15 protein-coding genes are annotated in these 16,996 nt (G+C 64.5%); 7 read left to right on the top strand and 8 right to left on the bottom strand.

All coding sequences use genetic code 11. The annotated features are described in order from the left end of the window. Positions 1-46: 46 nt before the first annotated feature. The gene (locus AC5IJH_RS14135; RefSeq protein ID WP_491903469.1) at positions 47-814 is read right to left on the bottom strand and encodes a hypothetical protein; all 768 of its coding nucleotides are present in this window, start codon (positions 812-814) and stop codon (positions 47-49) included. Between the two features lie 126 nt (positions 815-940). Between AC5IJH_RS14135 and AC5IJH_RS14130 the strand changes: the two genes are divergently transcribed. The 5 genes from AC5IJH_RS14130 (at position 941) to fabD (ending at position 4,688) form a co-directional block, all read left to right on the top strand. Beyond that, positions 941-1,492 carry a YceD family protein gene (locus AC5IJH_RS14130; RefSeq protein WP_491903468.1) on the top strand — a complete coding sequence of 184 codons (552 nt, stop codon included), beginning with the start codon at positions 941-943 and terminating at the stop codon, positions 1,490-1,492. A 90-nt stretch (positions 1,493-1,582) separates the two neighbouring features. Beyond that, positions 1,583-1,765, top strand: coding sequence for a 50S ribosomal protein L32 (rpmF, locus tag AC5IJH_RS14125; RefSeq protein WP_491903467.1), 183 nt, complete (start codon positions 1,583-1,585; stop codon positions 1,763-1,765). A gap of 20 nt (positions 1,766-1,785) precedes the next feature. Further along, positions 1,786-2,787, top strand: coding sequence for a phosphate acyltransferase PlsX (gene plsX, locus AC5IJH_RS14120; RefSeq protein WP_491903492.1), 1,002 nt, complete (start codon positions 1,786-1,788; stop codon positions 2,785-2,787). Positions 2,788-2,971: 184 nt separating this feature from the next. After that, positions 2,972-3,634: a J domain-containing protein gene (locus tag AC5IJH_RS14115; protein WP_491903466.1), complete on the top strand. Its 663-nt coding sequence runs from the start codon at positions 2,972-2,974 to the stop codon at positions 3,632-3,634. 118 nt (positions 3,635-3,752) lie between these two features. After that, positions 3,753-4,688, top strand: coding sequence for an ACP S-malonyltransferase (fabD, locus tag AC5IJH_RS14110; protein ID WP_491903465.1), 936 nt, complete (start codon positions 3,753-3,755; stop codon positions 4,686-4,688). On the opposite strand, the gene AC5IJH_RS14105 is transcribed toward fabD, so the two are convergent. After that, complete coding sequence (locus AC5IJH_RS14105; protein ID WP_491903464.1) at positions 4,689-5,183, bottom strand: hypothetical protein; 495 nt, start codon at positions 5,181-5,183, stop codon at positions 4,689-4,691. 169 nt (positions 5,184-5,352) lie between these two features. Between AC5IJH_RS14105 and AC5IJH_RS14100 the strand changes: the two genes are divergently transcribed. Next, positions 5,353-6,549: an acyltransferase family protein gene (locus AC5IJH_RS14100; protein ID WP_491903463.1), complete on the top strand. Its 1,197-nt coding sequence runs from the start codon at positions 5,353-5,355 to the stop codon at positions 6,547-6,549. Here the strand turns inward: AC5IJH_RS14100 and AC5IJH_RS14095 are convergent. From AC5IJH_RS14095 to AC5IJH_RS14075, 5 genes are all read right to left on the bottom strand, one after another. After that, positions 6,546-7,694 carry a D-alanine--D-alanine ligase family protein gene (locus AC5IJH_RS14095; protein ID WP_491903462.1) on the bottom strand — a complete coding sequence of 383 codons (1,149 nt, stop codon included), beginning with the start codon at positions 7,692-7,694 and terminating at the stop codon, positions 6,546-6,548. The two genes, AC5IJH_RS14100 and AC5IJH_RS14095, sit on opposite strands and share 4 nt — an antisense overlap. Before the next feature lie 66 nt (positions 7,695-7,760). Then, a complete protein-coding gene (locus AC5IJH_RS14090; protein ID WP_491903461.1) occupies positions 7,761-9,152 on the bottom strand; it encodes a glycoside hydrolase family 47 protein in 1,392 nt (463 codons plus the stop codon). An 18-nt stretch (positions 9,153-9,170) separates the two neighbouring features. Further along, the gene (rocF, locus tag AC5IJH_RS14085) at positions 9,171-10,109 is read right to left on the bottom strand and encodes an arginase (RefSeq protein WP_491903491.1); all 939 of its coding nucleotides are present in this window, start codon (positions 10,107-10,109) and stop codon (positions 9,171-9,173) included. A gap of 144 nt (positions 10,110-10,253) precedes the next feature. Beyond that, positions 10,254-11,612: an asparagine--tRNA ligase gene (asnS, locus tag AC5IJH_RS14080; protein ID WP_491903460.1), complete on the bottom strand. Its 1,359-nt coding sequence runs from the start codon at positions 11,610-11,612 to the stop codon at positions 10,254-10,256. Positions 11,613-11,637: 25 nt separating this feature from the next. Continuing rightward, a complete protein-coding gene (locus AC5IJH_RS14075; protein WP_491903459.1) occupies positions 11,638-12,462 on the bottom strand; it encodes a sugar phosphate isomerase/epimerase family protein in 825 nt (274 codons plus the stop codon). A 349-nt stretch (positions 12,463-12,811) separates the two neighbouring features. On the opposite strand from AC5IJH_RS14075, the gene AC5IJH_RS14070 reads away from it, so the two are divergent. Next, a complete protein-coding gene (locus tag AC5IJH_RS14070; protein ID WP_491903458.1) occupies positions 12,812-16,300 on the top strand; it encodes an outer membrane beta-barrel protein in 3,489 nt (1,162 codons plus the stop codon). Between the two features lie 65 nt (positions 16,301-16,365). On the opposite strand, the gene AC5IJH_RS14065 is transcribed toward AC5IJH_RS14070, so the two are convergent. Then, positions 16,366-16,996, bottom strand: a 631-nt coding sequence (locus AC5IJH_RS14065; RefSeq protein ID WP_491903457.1) for a gamma-glutamyltransferase, incomplete at its 5' end; no start/stop codon positions are given.

The raw sequence follows: 16,996 nt of genomic DNA, 5'->3' as shown, positions 1-16,996 counted from the left end.
GGGCGCGATGTACACGCAAAAGTCTGGCTATCGCGGGGTGGGTCGCTTACGGCAAGGGCAGCTGTGCCAGCCATGTGCCCAGCCGATGCCAGGCGGCGCTCGGGCCGATTACCCCGGCCCGGAGCGGGCCACTCGCGAGCATGGCCAGAGCAATCAGCCATGCGCCGGGCGAGAGCCGGTGGATAGCGAGATAGTCCCGCACCAGCACTGCGGCCAGGAAGACGCCGAAGGGCAGCATGATGATGGCGGGAGGCAGCGCGGCCAGCCGCGGGTTGTGCCCGAGCAGGTGAGTGAGCGACGGCTCCATCAGCGTCACGGTCGCGAACAGGATGCAGCGGCGGTGGAGAAGCGGGCGGCGCCGCCAGATCACCGCGAAGGTGAAGAAGAGCGCAAAGATGAGCAGATCCCACAAGGGGAATAGCGCTTCGAAGATTGGGTCGTGACCCACATGGAGATCGCCGCTCAGGTCAAAGCCGCGTCGAATCATTACGATGGCCGTGGCATAGCCCAGCGGGAGCATCGCTGCGGCGAGTGCGATCGAGGAGAATCCCAACCGACGATGCAGTGCCCGGTGGCGGGTGGCGATCATCAGCGTCTGGACCAGAAAGAGCACCAGCCAGAGCGAGGCGACGATGCCGTGGGCGGCGTCGAGCAGCGAGATCGGCGCGCGCCTTCCGGATGGATTCACGACCGAAGGCGCGAACCCCGCGATCGTCACGACGATCATGGTGACCGCGAGCCCGGTGGAGAACCACCGCTCAAGCGCTGCGCTGCGTGTCGGTGCTGAGAGCGGGAGTGCGGATGTGGTGGTCATGGTCTGCCTGCGTGAACGGGATTTGCAGGCAGGAGCTTAGGACCCACGCCGGGCCGCGGGATAGTAAGAATGCGACACGCCTGAGGAGGACGACTCGGGCTTACGGGTCGTAGAATAGGAATTGCGATGTTGATTTCTGTTGCAGATCTCAGGGTCGAACCGCTCGAGTTCGACCAGAAATTTCCTGCCGACGCGATTGAGTATGGAGAGGACATCCGCCAGGTCGGTGTTCTCGACGCGAACGGCCGTGCGGACCTGATCGAGGAGCACCGCGGGCCCAAGCAGGTCGTTCCGGACATCCGCGTTCGCGGGGAGTATTCGGGTCGGTTTGAGACGCCCTGCGCCCGCTGTGTGGAGCCGGTGGAGCACAACCAGTCCGCCTCGTTCGACCTGCTGTACCGGCCGATCGGGGTCGACGCGCAGGGGGCGGAGCGCGCCATCTCGACCTCAGAGACGGAGATCGGCTACTATAGTGGCGACGGTCTAGTGCTGGAAGATGTCTTGCGCGAGCAGGTGCTGTTGTCCCTGCCGGAGAAGACCCTTTGTCGCGCGGACTGCCAGGGGCTATGCCCCGGCTGCGGTCAGAACCTGAATACAGAGCACTGTTCCTGCGCGACGGAGTCCGTCGATCCACGGTGGAGTGCGCTGTCGGACCTGCGCAGCAAGATCAAGACTTAAGCAAGAGCCAGGCCGCCGATGGGCCGGTGTCGTGCACGGAAGCGAGTGCGCGAGCCACACCACGGGCCGGGGTATCGAAAGGAATCTGCAATGCCGAATCCAAAGCGGCGCCACTCCAAGGCGCGCACCTCCAAGCGTCGCGCGCATGATGCGCTGACGCCTACGGGCCTCTCCGAGTGCCCGAACTGCCACGAGCGCAAGCTGCCCCACCGTGCCTGCGCCAAGTGCGGTCACTACAAGGGCCGCGAAGTGCTCGAGGTCAAGGAAGCCTAGGGCGCGCGCGGGTGGGAGCGCTGACTGACATCGCTGTCGATGCCATGGGCTCAGACAACGCGCCCGGCCCGGAAATCCGGGGCGCGATCCTGGCCTGCCGTGCCTATCCGGTACGCGTTCACCTGATCGGTCCTGAGGACAAGCTGCGCGCCGGACTCGGCGTGCTCGGCCGCCGTGTACCCATCGAGATCGTCCACACGGATGAGTGGATCACGATGGACGACAAAGCTGCGTCCGCGATGCGCCAGAAGCGCAACAGCACAATGCGGCTGGGTCTCCGGATGGTGAAAGAGGGCAGCGCCGCAGGCTTCGTTACCGCCGGAAACACCGGCGCGGGCATGGCGTCCGCCAAGATGGTGTTGGGCGCGCTGCCCGGCGTCGATCGCCCCGCGCTTGCTATGCCGCTGCCGACGACGACTGGTTCTCCCTGCGTGCTGCTCGATGTCGGCGCAAATGTCGACTGCAAGGTGCAGAACCTGGCGCAGTTCGCCATCATGGGCGAGATGTATGCCCGCGCCGTGTTCAAGGTGGATCGCCCGCGCGTCGGCCTGCTCTCGATCGGCGAAGAAGAATCCAAGGGCAACGACCTGACCCGCGAAGCCTCGCAGGTGCTGAAGCAGCTGCCGATTCGCTTTATCGGCAACGTGGAAGGGCGCGACCTCTACAACGGGCATGCGGACGTGATCGTCTGCGACGGCTTCGTCGGCAATGTCGCACTGAAGACATCCGAGGGCCTGGCCCGGATGGTGCGCGAGATGCTGCGCGAGTCGTTAATGGCGACCGTCAGTGGTCGCGCTGGCGCGTTGCTCGCCCGCCGCAGCTTCAAAGACTTCAAACGCCGCTTCGATCAGTCGGAGTATGGCGGTGCGCCGCTGCTGGGGGTGCGCGGACCCTGCATCATCACCCACGGCTCCTCCGACGACCGCGCTATCCTGAACAGCATCCGCGTCGCGGCGGAGTTCGCGTCATCAGGCGTGACGGACCGCATCGCGAAAGAGTTCAGCGCGCCGGTTGTGTCGTAGCGGGCGGCCATCGCCGTCACACCTTCCCGACTTGATCCTTCGTGCCTCTGGCTGTTTGCAATTGTCAGGCGGATACGAACGTGGAACCGTATGATGCAGGCACGCCAGCGTCCCTCCAAGCCGGTCGAACCCATCTCTTCTGAAAGCGGTGACCATCGCGCGGGATGGTCCGAACCCAGAACGCATGCTGATTCAGGAGGGGTTGGAGGTTTTGGAGCTGCCGCCGGGCTCAACTGCCGCGGAAATCAAGCAGGCTTATCGCGATCTCGTGAAGGTCTGGCATCCGGATCGCTTCGGCGATGATGTTCGGCTGCGGCGCCGGGCAGAGATGCAGCTGACAAGGATCAATGAGGCGTACCGGCTCCTGCAATCGGGCCCCGTCGCGGAGACAGCCCAGGCGGCACCACGGCCGGCTGAGACGCACAATACGCAAATACCGGTGACAGTCAGACAGCGCTTCGAGTTGTGGCTGCGTCGGCCCACCAGCGTGGTCTGGCTTGGCAGCTCGTTGGGCGCTGCGGCTGCCGTCGCCCTCTCGCTCGTCTTGCTACCTCTTCGCCAGCCTGCATCGGCAGGCGCAAGCCACCCCCTGCCTGACGCCCTCGGGGTTTCGAGCAACGAATCGCGGTTGTCGATGGTTGCACCGAGCTCCCAAGCACCTCCAGCATCGCTCTCACGAAGGTCGCCGCGGGCGGATGAAATAAGTGCCGCCCGACTGGCCAAACTCGAGCCCCGGGATCGAGACGCGATCGAATCTGCGTGCGCGCCGCTGAAGCGCCGGGAAGGTCGAAGCGGATATCGCCGCTGCGTGGACCGCTTCATCATCATGCTGGACGCGACGAAGTAGCGGGGCGTCCGCTGCACCAGGATGATCACCTGCCAGATCGCAGGCTCTGACCTGAGCCGGCCGTCCATGTAAGAATGCAGCTTCGCCGTGAGCGCCTCCGCGCCCGTGCCGCACGTCTATGAGTGACCAGAAGATTGCATTCCTTTTCCCCGGGCAGGGGTCGCAGGCCGTTGGTATGGGCCGTGATCTCGCAGAGAAGTTCGACGTGGCCCGAAACACCTTTGCCGAAGCCGATGATGCGCTGGGTTACTCGCTCTCGAAGCTCTGCTTCGAAGGACCTGCCGAACAACTCAAGCAGACCGAGTTCACGCAGCCTGCGATCTTCGCGGTCTCGATCGCCGCGTTTCGCGTGCTCACGTCCCGCGGCATCACGCCGCAGCTCGCGGCCGGTCACTCCCTGGGCGAGTACGCGGCGTGCGTGGCCGCTGGCGTCATGAGCTTCGCGGATGCGATCCGCGCCCTGCGCTCGCGCGGGCAGTTCATGCAGGATGCGGTGCCGGAGGGGCAGGGTGCGATGTCGGCGATCCTGGGGCTGGACGCGGACGTCGTGCGCAAGGCTTGCGAGGCGGCAGCGAAGGAGACCGGCGAGGTCGTCTCGCCTGCCAACCTGAACTCACCGGAGCAAATTGTGATCTCGGGCAGCGTCGCCGGCGTGGGCCGTGCGGGTGAGCTGGCGAAGGAGCAGGGCGCGAAAAAGGTGGTGCCGCTGCAGGTCTCCGCCCCCTTCCACTGCGCGCTGATGCAGCCAGCGCAGGACCGCCTGGCCGAGGTGCTGAAAGCGATCGAGGTCCAGGATCCGCACTTTCCGATCGTGTCGAACGTTACCGCCGACATCACGAAGAGCGGCGGCCGGGAGCGAGACCTGCTGATCGAGCAGGTGACCGCGCCGGTGCGCTGGCTGGAGTCAGTGCGGCAGATGATTGACCACGGCGCCAGCTACTTCGTCGAGGTCGGCCCCGGCAAGGTCCTGACGGGGCTGATGCGGCAGATCGATCGCGCGCAGAAATGCGTCAATGTGGAAGACTCCGCCAGCCTGGAGAAGGCGCTCGGCTAGCTATTGGTAGCTGATCTGCCAGTAGGTCAGGCCGAAGGTTCCCTTCTGCGGTGACAGGGCGAACGGGGTGAAGCCAAGCACGCCATGCTGCACTCCTATAGTCACTGGCGTGCGACGGCCATTCACCTCGACGGCAATCAGGGTGCTGTTGCCGAGGCTCGATGTCGCGTAGAGCACCTTGTGGCTGGTGATGCGGCCATACTCGCCGTTCAGGCTCCAGTCATCGAGGAAGCGGTTGTACGGGTAGCCGGTGGAGGCGTACTTCTCCGGGTGCTGCTTCCAGTCCGGATCGTTGTTCCAGATGCCGTACGCCTGCTCGAACTGCTGCTGCTCAAGCGCAGCGAAGAAGCGGTTGACGCGGTGCTCGGCCGGCCAGTTCCAGAAGACATACACCAGAACAGCCAGCACCAGCACGCCGACGATGCTCGAGATGATGATGTTGCGGCGCTTGCGGGCGCGCGCGACGTTATAGGCAGGAGCGTCGAGCAGTGTCATGGCGGCTTTCCGAGTGCCAGTGTACGCCGTCACCAAGGGACCGGCACTGCCACTCTGCTGGGATGGTTCCCCTCACAAGAGTTAGACACCGCAGCGCGACGCGCGGTGGTTGCGGGCACCAGTTGAGCAGGGTAGCCTCAACTCACTCCGTCTCTCTGAGTTGCCGTCCATGACCCCAGCCACCCCAACCCGGACGGCGTCCGCCGCGCTCCGCCCCTTGCACTACCAGGGCCACATCGCCGGACTGGACGTGCTGCGCGGGCTGGCCATTCTCGGCGTTCTGGTCTATCACGGCGTTGCCGGCAACCTGCACTGGGCGGCGTGGTCCGGCGTGGCCCGGATGGTGGTGCATGTCGCGACCTATGGGTCGACGGGCGTCCATCTCTTCTTCCTGCTCTCCGGGTTCCTGATCACCGGCATCCTGCTCGATGGCCGGACGAAGCCGCATGCCATGCGCACCTTCTATGTGCGGCGCGCGCTGCGTATTCTGCCGGCCTACCTGGTGATGCTGATTGTGCTGAAGGCCGCTGGCGTGATCGGGTGGCGGTTCGTGCTCGCGTGCCTGCTCTATATCGCGAATATGGCGAAGCTGGTCGGCGCCTCGAACAGCGAGTATGGCTCGCTGTGGTCGCTCGCGGTCGAGGAGCAGTTTTACCTGGTGTGGCCGTGGATTGTGCGGCGGCTATCGTTGCGTGCGCTTGCGCGGGTCGCGACTGCGCTGTGCATCGCGACCGTGCTGCTGCGAGTGGTGCTCTTCCATGCTGCGCCGACGGCCGATCACTACTACAAGACGTGGGACAACGCCGACTATCTGCTCTACGGCGCGCTGATCGCGATTGGCTGCCGCAGTGGCGCGCTCCATCGCGGCAATATAGGGCGGCTGATCGCGCTTCTGCTCGGAGCTGGAGGAGCAGCTCTCCTCGTTCTGGCATTCGCCCCGGCGGTGGATCCGACCGGCTGGCTGGCGGCCATCGAGGGCGGCTGCGGGCTGCTGCCGCTGGTCGCGGTGTATGCGGCGTTGCTGCTGGTGACGCTCGCGCGGAACGAGGGCCGCACGCCCAGCAATCCAGTGGCTCGCGGGCTGATCTTTCTCGGCTACATCAGCTATGGCCTCTACCTGGTGCACTCGTTTGTCTACGAGCTGTACGACCGCTGGACTGCCGCCACCGCGCTACGCATCCAGCCGCCGCACTTCGGCACGCAACTGCTGCGCGCCCTGGTCGGCGCCGTCGTGTCCATCCTGATTGCGTGGCTCTCCCGGGCTACCTACGAGGAGTGGTTCCTTCGCCGCAAGTGGGGGCGGCCGGCACCGGCTGCCGATCCTGGCGCGGCGACGCATGTGCCGCCATCGGAGGTTCGCGCCTAGCGAACGAAGCGGGTGTGCTCGCGCTCGGCGCGGCGCTCGAGTGCAAGCTCGATCAGCCGATCGATCAGGTCCGCATACTTCAGCCCCGAGGCCTCCCACAGCTTGGGATACATGCTGATGGAGGTGAAGCCCGGGAGCGTATTGATCTCGTTGAGGTAGATCCGGCCCGGCTTGCCACCGCGGCCTTCGGGCTCGAGCAGGAAATCGACGCGCGCCAGCCCGGAGCAGTCGCATGCCTGGAAGGCAGCGATCGCCATCTGCCGCACCTCCTTCGCGAGCGCCTTTGGCAGCTTCGCCGGGATGGTCGGGATGGAGCCGTCGCTCTCGTACTTGGCCTCGTAGTCGTAGAACTCCTTGGCGGGCACGATCTCGCCGACGACGGACGCCACAGACTTGTCGTTGCCGAGCACCGCGACCTCGAGCTCGCGGGCGCGTGCGCCGGGTTTGGTCTTCGTGCCCTTGCCGGCGACACCCTCTTCGATCAGGATCTTGCGGTCGTAGCTGGCGGCAAGCACGATCGCCGGCGCCAGCTCGGAGCGATCATGCACCTTCGAGATGCCGACCGAGGAGCCGAGATTGGCCGGCTTAACGAACAGCGGGTAGCGAAGATTGCCTTCGATCTCCGCGATCGCTTTGCGCGGTGAGCTCTGCCACGCGCCACGCAGCAGCGTGATGTGATTGACCACGGGCAGCCCGGCTGCGATGAACAGCCGCTTCATGATGTCCTTGTCCATGCCGGCGGCGGAGCCAAGCACGCCTGAGCCGACGTAGGCCTTGTCAGCCAGCTCGAACAGCCCCTGGATCGTGCCGTCTTCGCCGAAGGTGCCATGCAGCACGGGGAAGAGCACGTCCACGCCGAGCGCCTCGGCCTGGCGATCCTGCACGGCGACGGCGCCCTTGGGTGCCCGCTTCGCCAGCGTGCTGCCCGGCGCTCCCGTGGCGCGGGTGGTGTCCGCTGCGCCGGCCAGGAGCTGCTTCGCTTCCTCGCCCAGCAGCCAGCGGCCCGTCTTCGAAATGCCGATCGGCACGATGTCGTACTTCTTCTTATCGATCGCAGCAAGCACGGACGCAGCAGAACGGAGCGAGACTTCATGCTCGCCGGAGCGCCCACCGTAGACGATCCCGACTCGGAGTTTTCTGGCCATAGGTCGCCAGTCTAACGTTCACAACGGTGGGCGTCTGTCCCGCAAAGGTGAAGGGTATTCGCAGCGCTACTGCCCGGAGGGCGTGGGTACGGTCACCTGCACAAAGCGCTTCAGCGGATGCGCCTCCGTGTTGAAGACGAACTTCTGCCAGTCGACCGTGTCCTTCGGCGCGTAGAGCAGGTAGAGGTACTTCAGCGTCTCGGCGAAGAAGAAGCTCTCCATGTCGTCTGCCTGCTGGTGGGTGCGCACGTCCTTGAGCGCGGTGTACGCGACGGGCGTGCGGCACCAGCGCACCAGCGAGTCGTAATACTCCTGGCCCATGTGCAGGTAGACGGGGTCGCCGGTCTGGTGGTGCAGGTAGTAGGTGGACTCGATGATCTCGGGCCGCAGCGGGTAGCCGGTGGATGGGGTCGCGAGCGTCGAGTAGTCGAGTGTCTCTGGCTCGATACCGTAGAGCGTCCACATCTGGAAGCTCGAGCGCTGCAGCGCCTCCGCACGCGGCATATCGCCGGCGAGCACGAGCAGCGCGGGGAAGAACGCATCGAGCGCACCGTACTCGTGCGTGGTGCGCGCGCCGGTGCGCATATCCGCCTGCCCGTACCAGAGGCCGAGCCGGGTCGTGTCCGCCAGGTGTGCGTTGATCGCGGCGATGCTCTTCTGCCACATCTCCAGGCAGTCGCGGTCGCCGAACAGCAGCCAGCACTTCAGCGCATATTCGTCGAAGGAATCAATGCCGCCGCTGATGGTGGCGGTCGAGTCGGTCCAGTCGCCTGTCTCGACGTTGATGCCGAGCCCGACCAGGTCGAGAGACGAGCGCCGCTTCCACATCTCCGTCATGGCGCGCTTGGCCGTGTCGTAGTAAACGGGGTTGTTGGTCAGCTTCGAAAGTGTGCCGAACTCAGGCAGCAGCGCCACCTCGGCGGGGTTCGTCACTGCTCCACGCACCTTTCCCGTGCGCAGGTTGACGAACTCATAAGGCATGCCGGTCGGCGAGTGGAAGGCGGGCAGCAGGCGCTTGCCCAGATCCTCTGCCAGTTGCAACAGGCGGGGATCGTTAGTGGCTTCGTATTCGCTGAGCAGTCCGCCCAGGCAGCGAATGGTGATCTCGAAGTTCTTGACGTAGATGTCCTGGTTGAACGACAGGTGCTTGTCGATGTCCTCCTGTGCCTCGGCCGATTCCTTGTCGAGGCCCATCAGCAGCATCGTGTCGAGGCCATCGATCTCCGTCATGTGCAGCGAGACGCCGTACCAGTCGTGCGGCTGGTGCGAGAGCGGCTTCAGCGCATCGTGTCCCCAGGCGTACTGGTGGTAGCCCTGCCATGCGTGCTGATACTCGGCCTTGACGCGCTCGGCCATCGCGGCGCTATCGGCGGTGGTGCCGAGTGTTGGCGCAGGCTGTGCGAACAGGGCGAGCGGAGTAAGGAAAGAGAACGCTATCAGAACGCGGAACAAGGCCATGCCCGCAAGAGTACCGCGCTAGAGGATCTTCTTGCCGAATGCCGAGGTGATCAGCTCGACCGCGAGGTGTGCGGTGCGGTTGTGCTCGTCGATGACCGGGTTCACCTCGACGATCTCGAAGCTGAGCATGCGGCCGTGGTCGGCGAGGATCTCCATGGCGAGGTGCGCTTCGCGGTAGGTGGCGCCGCCGCGGACGGGTGTGCCGACTCCGGGCGCGTCCTCCGGATCGATCCAGTCCATGTCGAGCGAGACGTGATAGCCCGCGGTGCCGCGACCTGCGGCGCGCAACGCCTCTTCCATCACGGTGCGCATGCCGCGCTCGTCGATGTCACGCATCGTGTAGACCTCGGTGATGCCGGCGCGCTTGATGTTTTCTTTCTCGGTCGCATCGATGTCCCGCACGCCGATCAGCACTACATTGTCCGGCAGGACCTTGGGCGAGAAGTCGTAGATGTCGGCCAGCTCCCGCGGTTCGAGGCCGACCAGCGCGGCCAGTGGCATGCCGTGCACATTACCCGAGGGTGAGGTGATTGGTGTGTTGATGTCCGAGTGCGCGTCGATCCAGATGAGGCCGATCTTCTGCCCGCGGCGACGGTGGAACTCAGCCACGCCCGAGACGGAGCCTGCGGCGACCGAGTGATCGCCGCCGAGAATGACCGGCGTCGAGCCCTCCTCAAGCGTGCGGACGACCATGTCGGCGGCCTTCACGCACGTCTCGCGAATCTCCTTCAGGTACTTGGCGCTGGACTCGCCGGGGCTCTTGGTTTCGGCGATCGCGACGCCGATGTTGCCGCCGTCGGTGACCACATGGCCCAGCGCTTCGAGGTGCGCTTCGAGGCCGGCAACACGGACTGCCGACGGGCCCATATCGACGCCGCGCCGGGACTGGCCGAGATCGAGCGGTACACCGATGACGCGGATGTGGCGCGGCGGCAGCGACTGCACGCCGCTGTACATGGGCTGATGGCCGCGGGAGGTTTCTGCCTGAACGCTCTGGTCGTCTTTAGACATAAGGGTCTCTACTCTGAATAAACCACTCAGGATAGAGGGGCTTGCCGGTCCCGGCAAATGAAGATCTCTCGCCGGCTCCGGTGTCGAAGGTTACGGGTAGATCCGGTTCAGGGTGCGGGCGAACGGGATGGTCTCGCGGACATGGTCGAGGCCGCAGATCCAGGCCACGGCGCGCTCAATGCCCATGCCGAAGCCCGCGTGCGGCACCGACCCGTAGCGGCGCAGGTCGAGGTACCACTGGAAGGCGTCCATCGGCAGGTGGTGCTGCTCGATGCGGCTCTTCAGCAGGTCGTAGGACGCGATGCGCTGCGAGCCGCCGATGATCTCGCCGTAGCCCTCGGGCGCGAGCACGTCCACGCACAGAGCGTACTTCGGGTCGTCGGGGTCGGGCTCCATGTAGAAGGCCTTCACCGCCGCCGGGTAGCGATGCACCATGACTGGGCGGTCGTATTGGGACGAGAGGTACGTCTCGTCGGGTGAGCCGAAGTCGTTGCCGTACTCGAACGGGTGCTCAAGCAGGCCCTTGGCATGCGCCTCGTTCAGCATGCGGGCGGCATCGTCGTAGCGCAGTCGCGGGAACGGCGCCTGGATCCCCTGAAGTTTGGCGATGTCGCGCTCGATCACCTTCAGGTCGGGCATGCGGCGCTCGAGCACGCGGCCGACGATGAAGCTGAGAAAGTTTTCCGCCAGGACCATCAGGTCGTCGAGTCCGGCGAAGGCCATCTCCGGCTCCACCATCCAGAACTCGGTCAGGTGGCGGCGGGTCTTCGACTTCTCTGCACGGAAGGTCGGGCCAAAGCTGTAGACCCGGCCCAGCGCGAGCGCGGTGCTCTCGATGTAGAGCTGGCCGCTCTGCGTGAGGAAGGCCTCGTCGCCGAAGTACTCGACCGGGAAGAGTGTGGAGGTGCCCTCGCACGCGGCCGGCGTCAGGACGGGCGCATCGGTGAGCACGAAGCCCTGCTCGTCGAGGTAATCGCGGGCGGCTTTCACGATCTCGGCACGGATGCGCAGGATCGCGGCCTGCCGGGCGGAGCGCACCCAGAGGTGCCGGTGCTCCATCAGGAAGTCGACACCATGTTCCTTGGGCGTGATCGGGTAGGGCTGGTCTTCGGGGACGCGCTGCACGACCTCGACGTTGTCGACGTCCAGCTCGAAGCCTCCAGGCGCCCGGGCGTCTGCGCGGACGCGACCGGTGACGACAACGCTCGACTCCTGGGTCAGCGACTTGGTCGTCTCCCAGACCTCGGGCGTGACGGCGTTCTTCGGGAGAATGCCCTGCACGGTGCCGCTGCCATCGCGAAAGATGGGGAAGAGCAGCTTGCCCGAGGCGCGCATGTTGTAGAGCCATGCATGCAGCACGACGGATTGGCCTTCATGCTGACGCAGGCTGGCGATGGTGGCCGGAGCCGGCGCGGTGTCTGGTGCGGATGGAGCGGTCTGTTCCGTCATAAATAGATCGAAGATCGGGTGCAGCTCAGAGACCGAAGCGCTGGAAGGTTTCGGCGGCGCGTTTCGCGACTGAGTCCTGCGTGTCGCCCAGTTCGTAGTGGATTTCGAGTAGGGCAGCCGGGCTGCGCGGTGCGGACTTCAGCGCCTGGATAGACGTGTCCCAGTTCACCGTGCCGTCGCCGGGCCAGAGGTGCGCGTCGCGGTCGCCCTTGTTGTCGTGCAGGTGGGTTGAGCCGATCAGCGGCAGCAGCATTTCGAGTGTCGGATCCACGCCCTGCATCAGGTTGGCGTGCCCAATGTCGAAGCACACGCCGACGCTCGCGAAGTGGCCGACCCGGATGATCTCGGCCAGGCGCTCCGGCGTGGTGACGTCGTTCTGGATGTTCTCGAGCAGCAGCTTGACGCCGAGCGGTGCGCCGAAGGCCTTCAGGTGCTCGATCGCCGTTAGGGCGTGCTCGAGCGTGCGCTCGTCCCAGTCGGAGTCGCGGTCGCCGACATGCATCACCATATAGCTGTAGGGCAGGATCTCGGCTACTTCGAGCGCGCGCTTCATCTCGTCCATCGCCTCAATGCGCCGGGACTTGTCATGATGAACGACGTTTACCCCGGGCATGCCGCCCCGCCCGGTATCCGGCTCTGAATACATGGGCGCGTGCAGGGAGTGCGGCTTCACGCTGGTGGAGCGGAACCAGTCCGAAATTTCCTTGATGTGCTGCCGGCTGGTGTAGTCGAAGTGCTGCTTGGCGGCGAAGATCTCGATAGCCTCAGCCCCGCCGCGGGCGAGCGTGTCGAGCAGTCCGGGATGCAGACGCTGGCGCAGGAAAACGTGCGTAGAGAGGGCTCGAAGCATGGTCGTGTGGACGCTCTCTATAGTCTCATTGCCGGGCGGTTTCGCGGAGACTGCGAGCCTGCCCAGGGGTTCTCCCCGGGTGTCAGACGGGTTGCCGACGGCATCTTAGTCGTACAAGCGCTTTTGCCATCGCCGGTTTCTCGGGCCCACTCGCGATGTCTCCCTGACAACTCGCGGTCTGGATGAGTAAGAGGAGACAGCTCCGTAGGCGATGGTTGCAGGGGTTTTCCGCGCCTACTGAGGTAATGAATAGGGTATTAACCGAAAGAGTAACAAAGACAAAGACTCTTCGGACCCAGGATTTGGCTCTCGAAACAACCTGCCCGACTGTGGTGACTCTGGAGGCAACATGAAACACTCCCCCTCGCGGATGAGGCACCGCCTCGTCCTCCGCTCCGCCCAACTCTCTCTCGCCGCTCTTCCCCTGCTTGCGCCCTACGCGCTGCATGCACAGGTAGAGACGGGGACGATTACAGGAACAGTTACGGATCCGTCCGGGGCAGTGCTGCCCAATGTGACGGTGACCGCCCGCAACCTGGGCACGAACGCTACCCGGACAGCGACCACGGCCAGCAACGGCACCTACAGCTTCGGTGGCCTGCAGGCCGCTCGCTACGAGATCGATATCAGTGCCACCGGGTTCCAGGGCTATCGGCAGGAGACCGAGGTGACGGTCGGCGGTGCTGTCACGGTTGACCCGAAGCTGACGGTCGGCAGCGGCACCGTTCAGGTAAGTGTGACGGCCGGGGCCGGCGGCACCGCCGTGAACACCGAGACCCAGGAGGTCTCGCAGATCATTGGGACGCAGCAGGTGGCGCAGTTGCCCAGCCTGACGCGGAACCCGTATGACTTCGTGGCTGTCTCCGGAAACATCAGCAGCGGTGACGCGGCCCAGGGCCACAGTCAGAACAGCACCGCGCGCGGTGTGGGCTTCGCGCTGAACGGTCAGCGCTCGAGCGGCACGGACATCCTGCTCGATGGCGTGGAGAACGTGGACGTGTTCAACACCGGCGTGGGTCAGACGGTCCCGCTCGATTCTGTGCAGGAGTATCGCGTCGTCACCAACAACTTCTCGGCGCAGTACGGACGTGCCTCGGGTGGCGTGGTGAACGTGATCAGCAAGGCGGGCACGAACAGCCTGCATGGAGATGCGTGGGAGTTCAACCGCCTGTCCGCATACACGGCGAACACGTATGACAACGCCGCAAACGGCGTGCCCAAGGGCAAGTACACGCGCAACCAGTTCGGGTTCGCGGTGGGCGGCCCGATCAAGAAGGACAAGCTGTTCTTCTTCGAAAGCACAGAGTGGCTGCGGACGCGCAGCTCCGCAAACCAGATCGCGCTGGTGCCGGACCCGGCATTCCTGGCGTTGGCGCCGTCGAATGTGCAAGCGTTCTTCGCCGCTTATGGGAAGGCTCCGAGCGGCAGAACGACGGGTGTGTTCACGCAGGGAGATGTCGCGGGGCAGTACAAGCTGAGCGCTACCGGACCTTTTGCAGCACTGCCTGCGTCCACACCGGTGTTCGACCAGGTCAACTTTACGGCGCCCACGGATGCAGGCGGCGGCGCGCCGACCAACCAGTACTACCTAAACGGTCGCGTCGACTACAACCTCAGCGAGAAGACGCAGACCTACGTGCGCTATGCGCTGTGGAAGTTTACGAACTTCAACGGTTACGACTTCTCAAGCCCCTACGCACAGTACAACGTCGGCGATGGCGCCACGGATAACTCCGTGCTGTGGAACATCTCGCACATTTTCAGCTCGTCGCTGCTGACAAGTACGAAGCTGAGCTTCAGCCGCATTAACACGCTCAATACCTACAACGCGGCGCTGCAGAATACGCCAACACTGTTCCTGTTCAACAATGCCTCCGCTTTTGGACACCAGGTGCAGTTGCCGGGCTTCTATAGCCAGCTCACCGGAAACGGTGGTCTGCCGTATGGCGGCCCGCAGAACACGATCCAGTGGAACCAGGACCTGAACTGGCAAAGGGGAGCGCATGCACTGCAATTCGGCGGGACGGTGCTCTACATCCAGGAGAACCGTGCGTATGGCGCTTACGCTCAGGCGAGCGAGCAGTTGGGGACCAGCGTGCCGACGGGACTCGACAACTTCCTGAGCGGCAACAATGTGCTGTTCCAGGCGGCGGTCAATCCGCAGGGAGCGCTGCCATGCATGCGCAACTATGCCACGGCTGCGCTGACAGTCACGCCGGAGTGCAGCATCACGCTGCCGGCGAAGTCACCGAGCTTTGCCCGCAGCGACCGCTTCCACGACTGGGCGGTGTACGGGCAGGACTCGTGGAAGGTGACGCCGCGCTTCACCGCGAACCTTGGCCTGCGCTACGAGTACTACGGCGTGCAGCATAACAACAACGCGAACCTGGACTCTAACTTCTACTACGGCGCGGGCGGCGACGTGGTGCAGCAGGTGCGGTCCGGCCAGGTGTACACGGTGCCGAACAGCCCGATCCATTCGCTGTGGAAGCCGCAGTACGGAACGGTGGCGCCGCGTGTTGGCTTTGCACTCGATCTGACGGGTGACGGCAAGACGTCGCTGCGCGGTGGCTACGGCATCAGCTACGAGCGCAACTTCGGCAACGTGACCTATAACGTGATCCAGAACCCGCCCAACTATGCCGTCATCCAGGTACGCAACACGCCGGTAACGAATTCCAACGCCGGGCCGCTCGGCGGCGCAAGCGGTGCAGTGCCGCTGCCCCCGACGAGCCTGCGCAATGTGGACCAGAACATCCGCACCTCGCAGACGCAGTTCTGGAGCATGGCGCTGGAGCGGCAGGTTGCGCCGAACACGGTGTTGTCCGCAACGTATGCGGCGGCACGCGGCACGCACCTGTACGACATCAAGAACTACAACGAGCTCGGGCTCGGCAACCTGGTGCTCGGTGATCCAATCACGAGCGCGACGGGTAAGTTCATCTACTCGCGGCCGAACAATCAGTACAGCTCGATCAACAACCGCGGTTCGAACGGCGACAGCTACTACGAATCGGTCAACGTCGGACTACAGTCCACCAACCTGCTGAAGTCGGGCGTGTCGCTGGTGGCCAACTACACCTATGGTCATGCGATCGACGATGTGAGTTCGACGTTCTCCGAGAGCAACAGCGCGTCCAACGGCGTGGGCAACCTGGGCTATCTGAATCCGTTGGCGCCCTATCTCGATCGCGGGTCGTCGGACTTCGATGTGCGGCAGCGCCTGGTGCTGGCGCCCATCTGGGCGACGCCGTGGTTCAAGAACCAGCACTCGCTGATGGGTGAGATTGCCGGGAACTGGGTGGTCACGGGCATCTACACGGCACGCACCGGAACTCCCTTCACGTACTCGGATAGCACGAATTCACTGAACGCCGGCTTTGGGCAGGGAATTCCACGCTATGCACCCACTGCCAGCCTGCGGAAGACGCACTACACGGGCATCGCGGGCAGCGCGCTGGGCCCCAACGATTTCCTGATGGCAAATCTACCGCTCGCGGCGAACTACTCGAACGCCGACCTCGGCGGGATCTCGGACTTCGGTCCGTATCCAGCGACGATGACGGCGCGGAATGCATTCGTCGGCCCCGGCGCCTGGAACCTCGATATGTCCGCCGGCAAGACGTTCCCGGTCACTGAGCGGGTCAGCCTCGAGTTCCGCGCAGAGGCCTACGACCTGCTGAACCATCACAACCTATACGAGGTCGGTTACCTGAACGATGTCGCTAACTATGGTTATGACACGGCTCCGCAGATCACCGGCAAGAAGGGTGGCGTGAACGGCGGCGCGAACGACGAGCGGCGCTTCGGTCAGTTCGCGCTGCGGGTGCACTTCTGAACCAGTCGCAGTTGACGGTGACGTGAGGAGGGAGCCGCGATGGCTCCCTCCCTTCGGTTGAGGCGCTAGTATCCGGCGGCCTTGCCGTAATGATGGCGATGGTCCTGCCCGCCTTCGATCTTGCCCGTCTCCGGATCGACCGCGATGCACTCGCCGTCGCCCCAGTGATCACCTTTGCGCAGCGTGTAGCCTTCGCTTGCGAGCTTGGCTGCGGTGTCAGCCGGGAAGCCTTCTTCGAGGCTGAGCAGGTCGGGCAGGTACTGGTGATGGAAGCGCGGTGCGTCCACGGCCTGCTGGATGTTGAGCCCGCCATCCGCAACGCTGAGGAAGATGTTGAGCACGGTGGTGGTGATGGTGGAGCCGCCCGGCGTGCCCAGCACCATCCGTACCTTGCCGTCGCGCAGCACGATCGTCGGGGTCATCGCGGAGAGCGGCCGATGGCCCGGCGCGATCGAGTTGTTCGGCCCCTGAATCAGGCCGTACAGATTGGGCACACCCTGCTTGGCGGCGAAGTCGTCCATCTCGTCGTTCAGCAGGAAGCCAAGCCCGGTAGCCGTCACATGCGAGCCGAAGCTGTCATTGAGGGTTGTGGTCACTGCGACAGCATTGCCATCTGCGTCCAGAACCGAGTAGTGCGTCGTATCCACCGACTTTGCGTCGGCAGCCTTCGCTCCAGGTGGCAGCGGCAGAAAGTCG

The sequence above is a fragment of the Candidatus Dedyshia acidiphila genome (assembly GCF_051025295.1).
GTDB lineage: Bacteria > Acidobacteriota > Terriglobia > Terriglobales > Acidobacteriaceae > KBS-83.
The sequence above is the reverse complement of the archived record's forward strand: the minus strand, read 5'-3'. Positions and strand labels throughout refer to the sequence as shown.

Excerpts from the sequence above, each read along its gene's own strand:
- AC5IJH_RS14135 (WP_491903469.1), bottom strand. The coding sequence starts at position 814 with ATGACCACCACATCCGCACTCCCGCTCTCAGCACCGACACGCAGCGCA.
- AC5IJH_RS14130 (WP_491903468.1), top strand. The coding sequence starts at position 941 with ATGTTGATTTCTGTTGCAGATCTCAGGGTCGAACCGCTCGAGTTCGAC.
- rpmF (WP_491903467.1), top strand. The coding sequence starts at position 1,583 with ATGCCGAATCCAAAGCGGCGCCACTCCAAGGCGCGCACCTCCAAGCGT.
- AC5IJH_RS14115 (WP_491903466.1), top strand. The coding sequence starts at position 2,972 with ATGCTGATTCAGGAGGGGTTGGAGGTTTTGGAGCTGCCGCCGGGCTCA.
- fabD (WP_491903465.1), top strand. The coding sequence starts at position 3,753 with ATGAGTGACCAGAAGATTGCATTCCTTTTCCCCGGGCAGGGGTCGCAG.
- AC5IJH_RS14105 (WP_491903464.1), bottom strand. The coding sequence starts at position 5,183 with ATGACACTGCTCGACGCTCCTGCCTATAACGTCGCGCGCGCCCGCAAG.
- AC5IJH_RS14100 (WP_491903463.1), top strand. The coding sequence starts at position 5,353 with ATGACCCCAGCCACCCCAACCCGGACGGCGTCCGCCGCGCTCCGCCCC.
- AC5IJH_RS14095 (WP_491903462.1), bottom strand. The coding sequence starts at position 7,694 with ATGGCCAGAAAACTCCGAGTCGGGATCGTCTACGGTGGGCGCTCCGGC.
- AC5IJH_RS14090 (WP_491903461.1), bottom strand. The coding sequence starts at position 9,152 with ATGGCCTTGTTCCGCGTTCTGATAGCGTTCTCTTTCCTTACTCCGCTC.
- rocF (WP_491903491.1), bottom strand. The coding sequence starts at position 10,109 with ATGTACAGCGGCGTGCAGTCGCTGCCGCCGCGCCACATCCGCGTCATC.
- asnS (WP_491903460.1), bottom strand. The coding sequence starts at position 11,612 with ATGACGGAACAGACCGCTCCATCCGCACCAGACACCGCGCCGGCTCCG.
- AC5IJH_RS14075 (WP_491903459.1), bottom strand. The coding sequence starts at position 12,462 with ATGCTTCGAGCCCTCTCTACGCACGTTTTCCTGCGCCAGCGTCTGCAT.
- AC5IJH_RS14070 (WP_491903458.1), top strand. The coding sequence starts at position 12,812 with ATGAAACACTCCCCCTCGCGGATGAGGCACCGCCTCGTCCTCCGCTCC.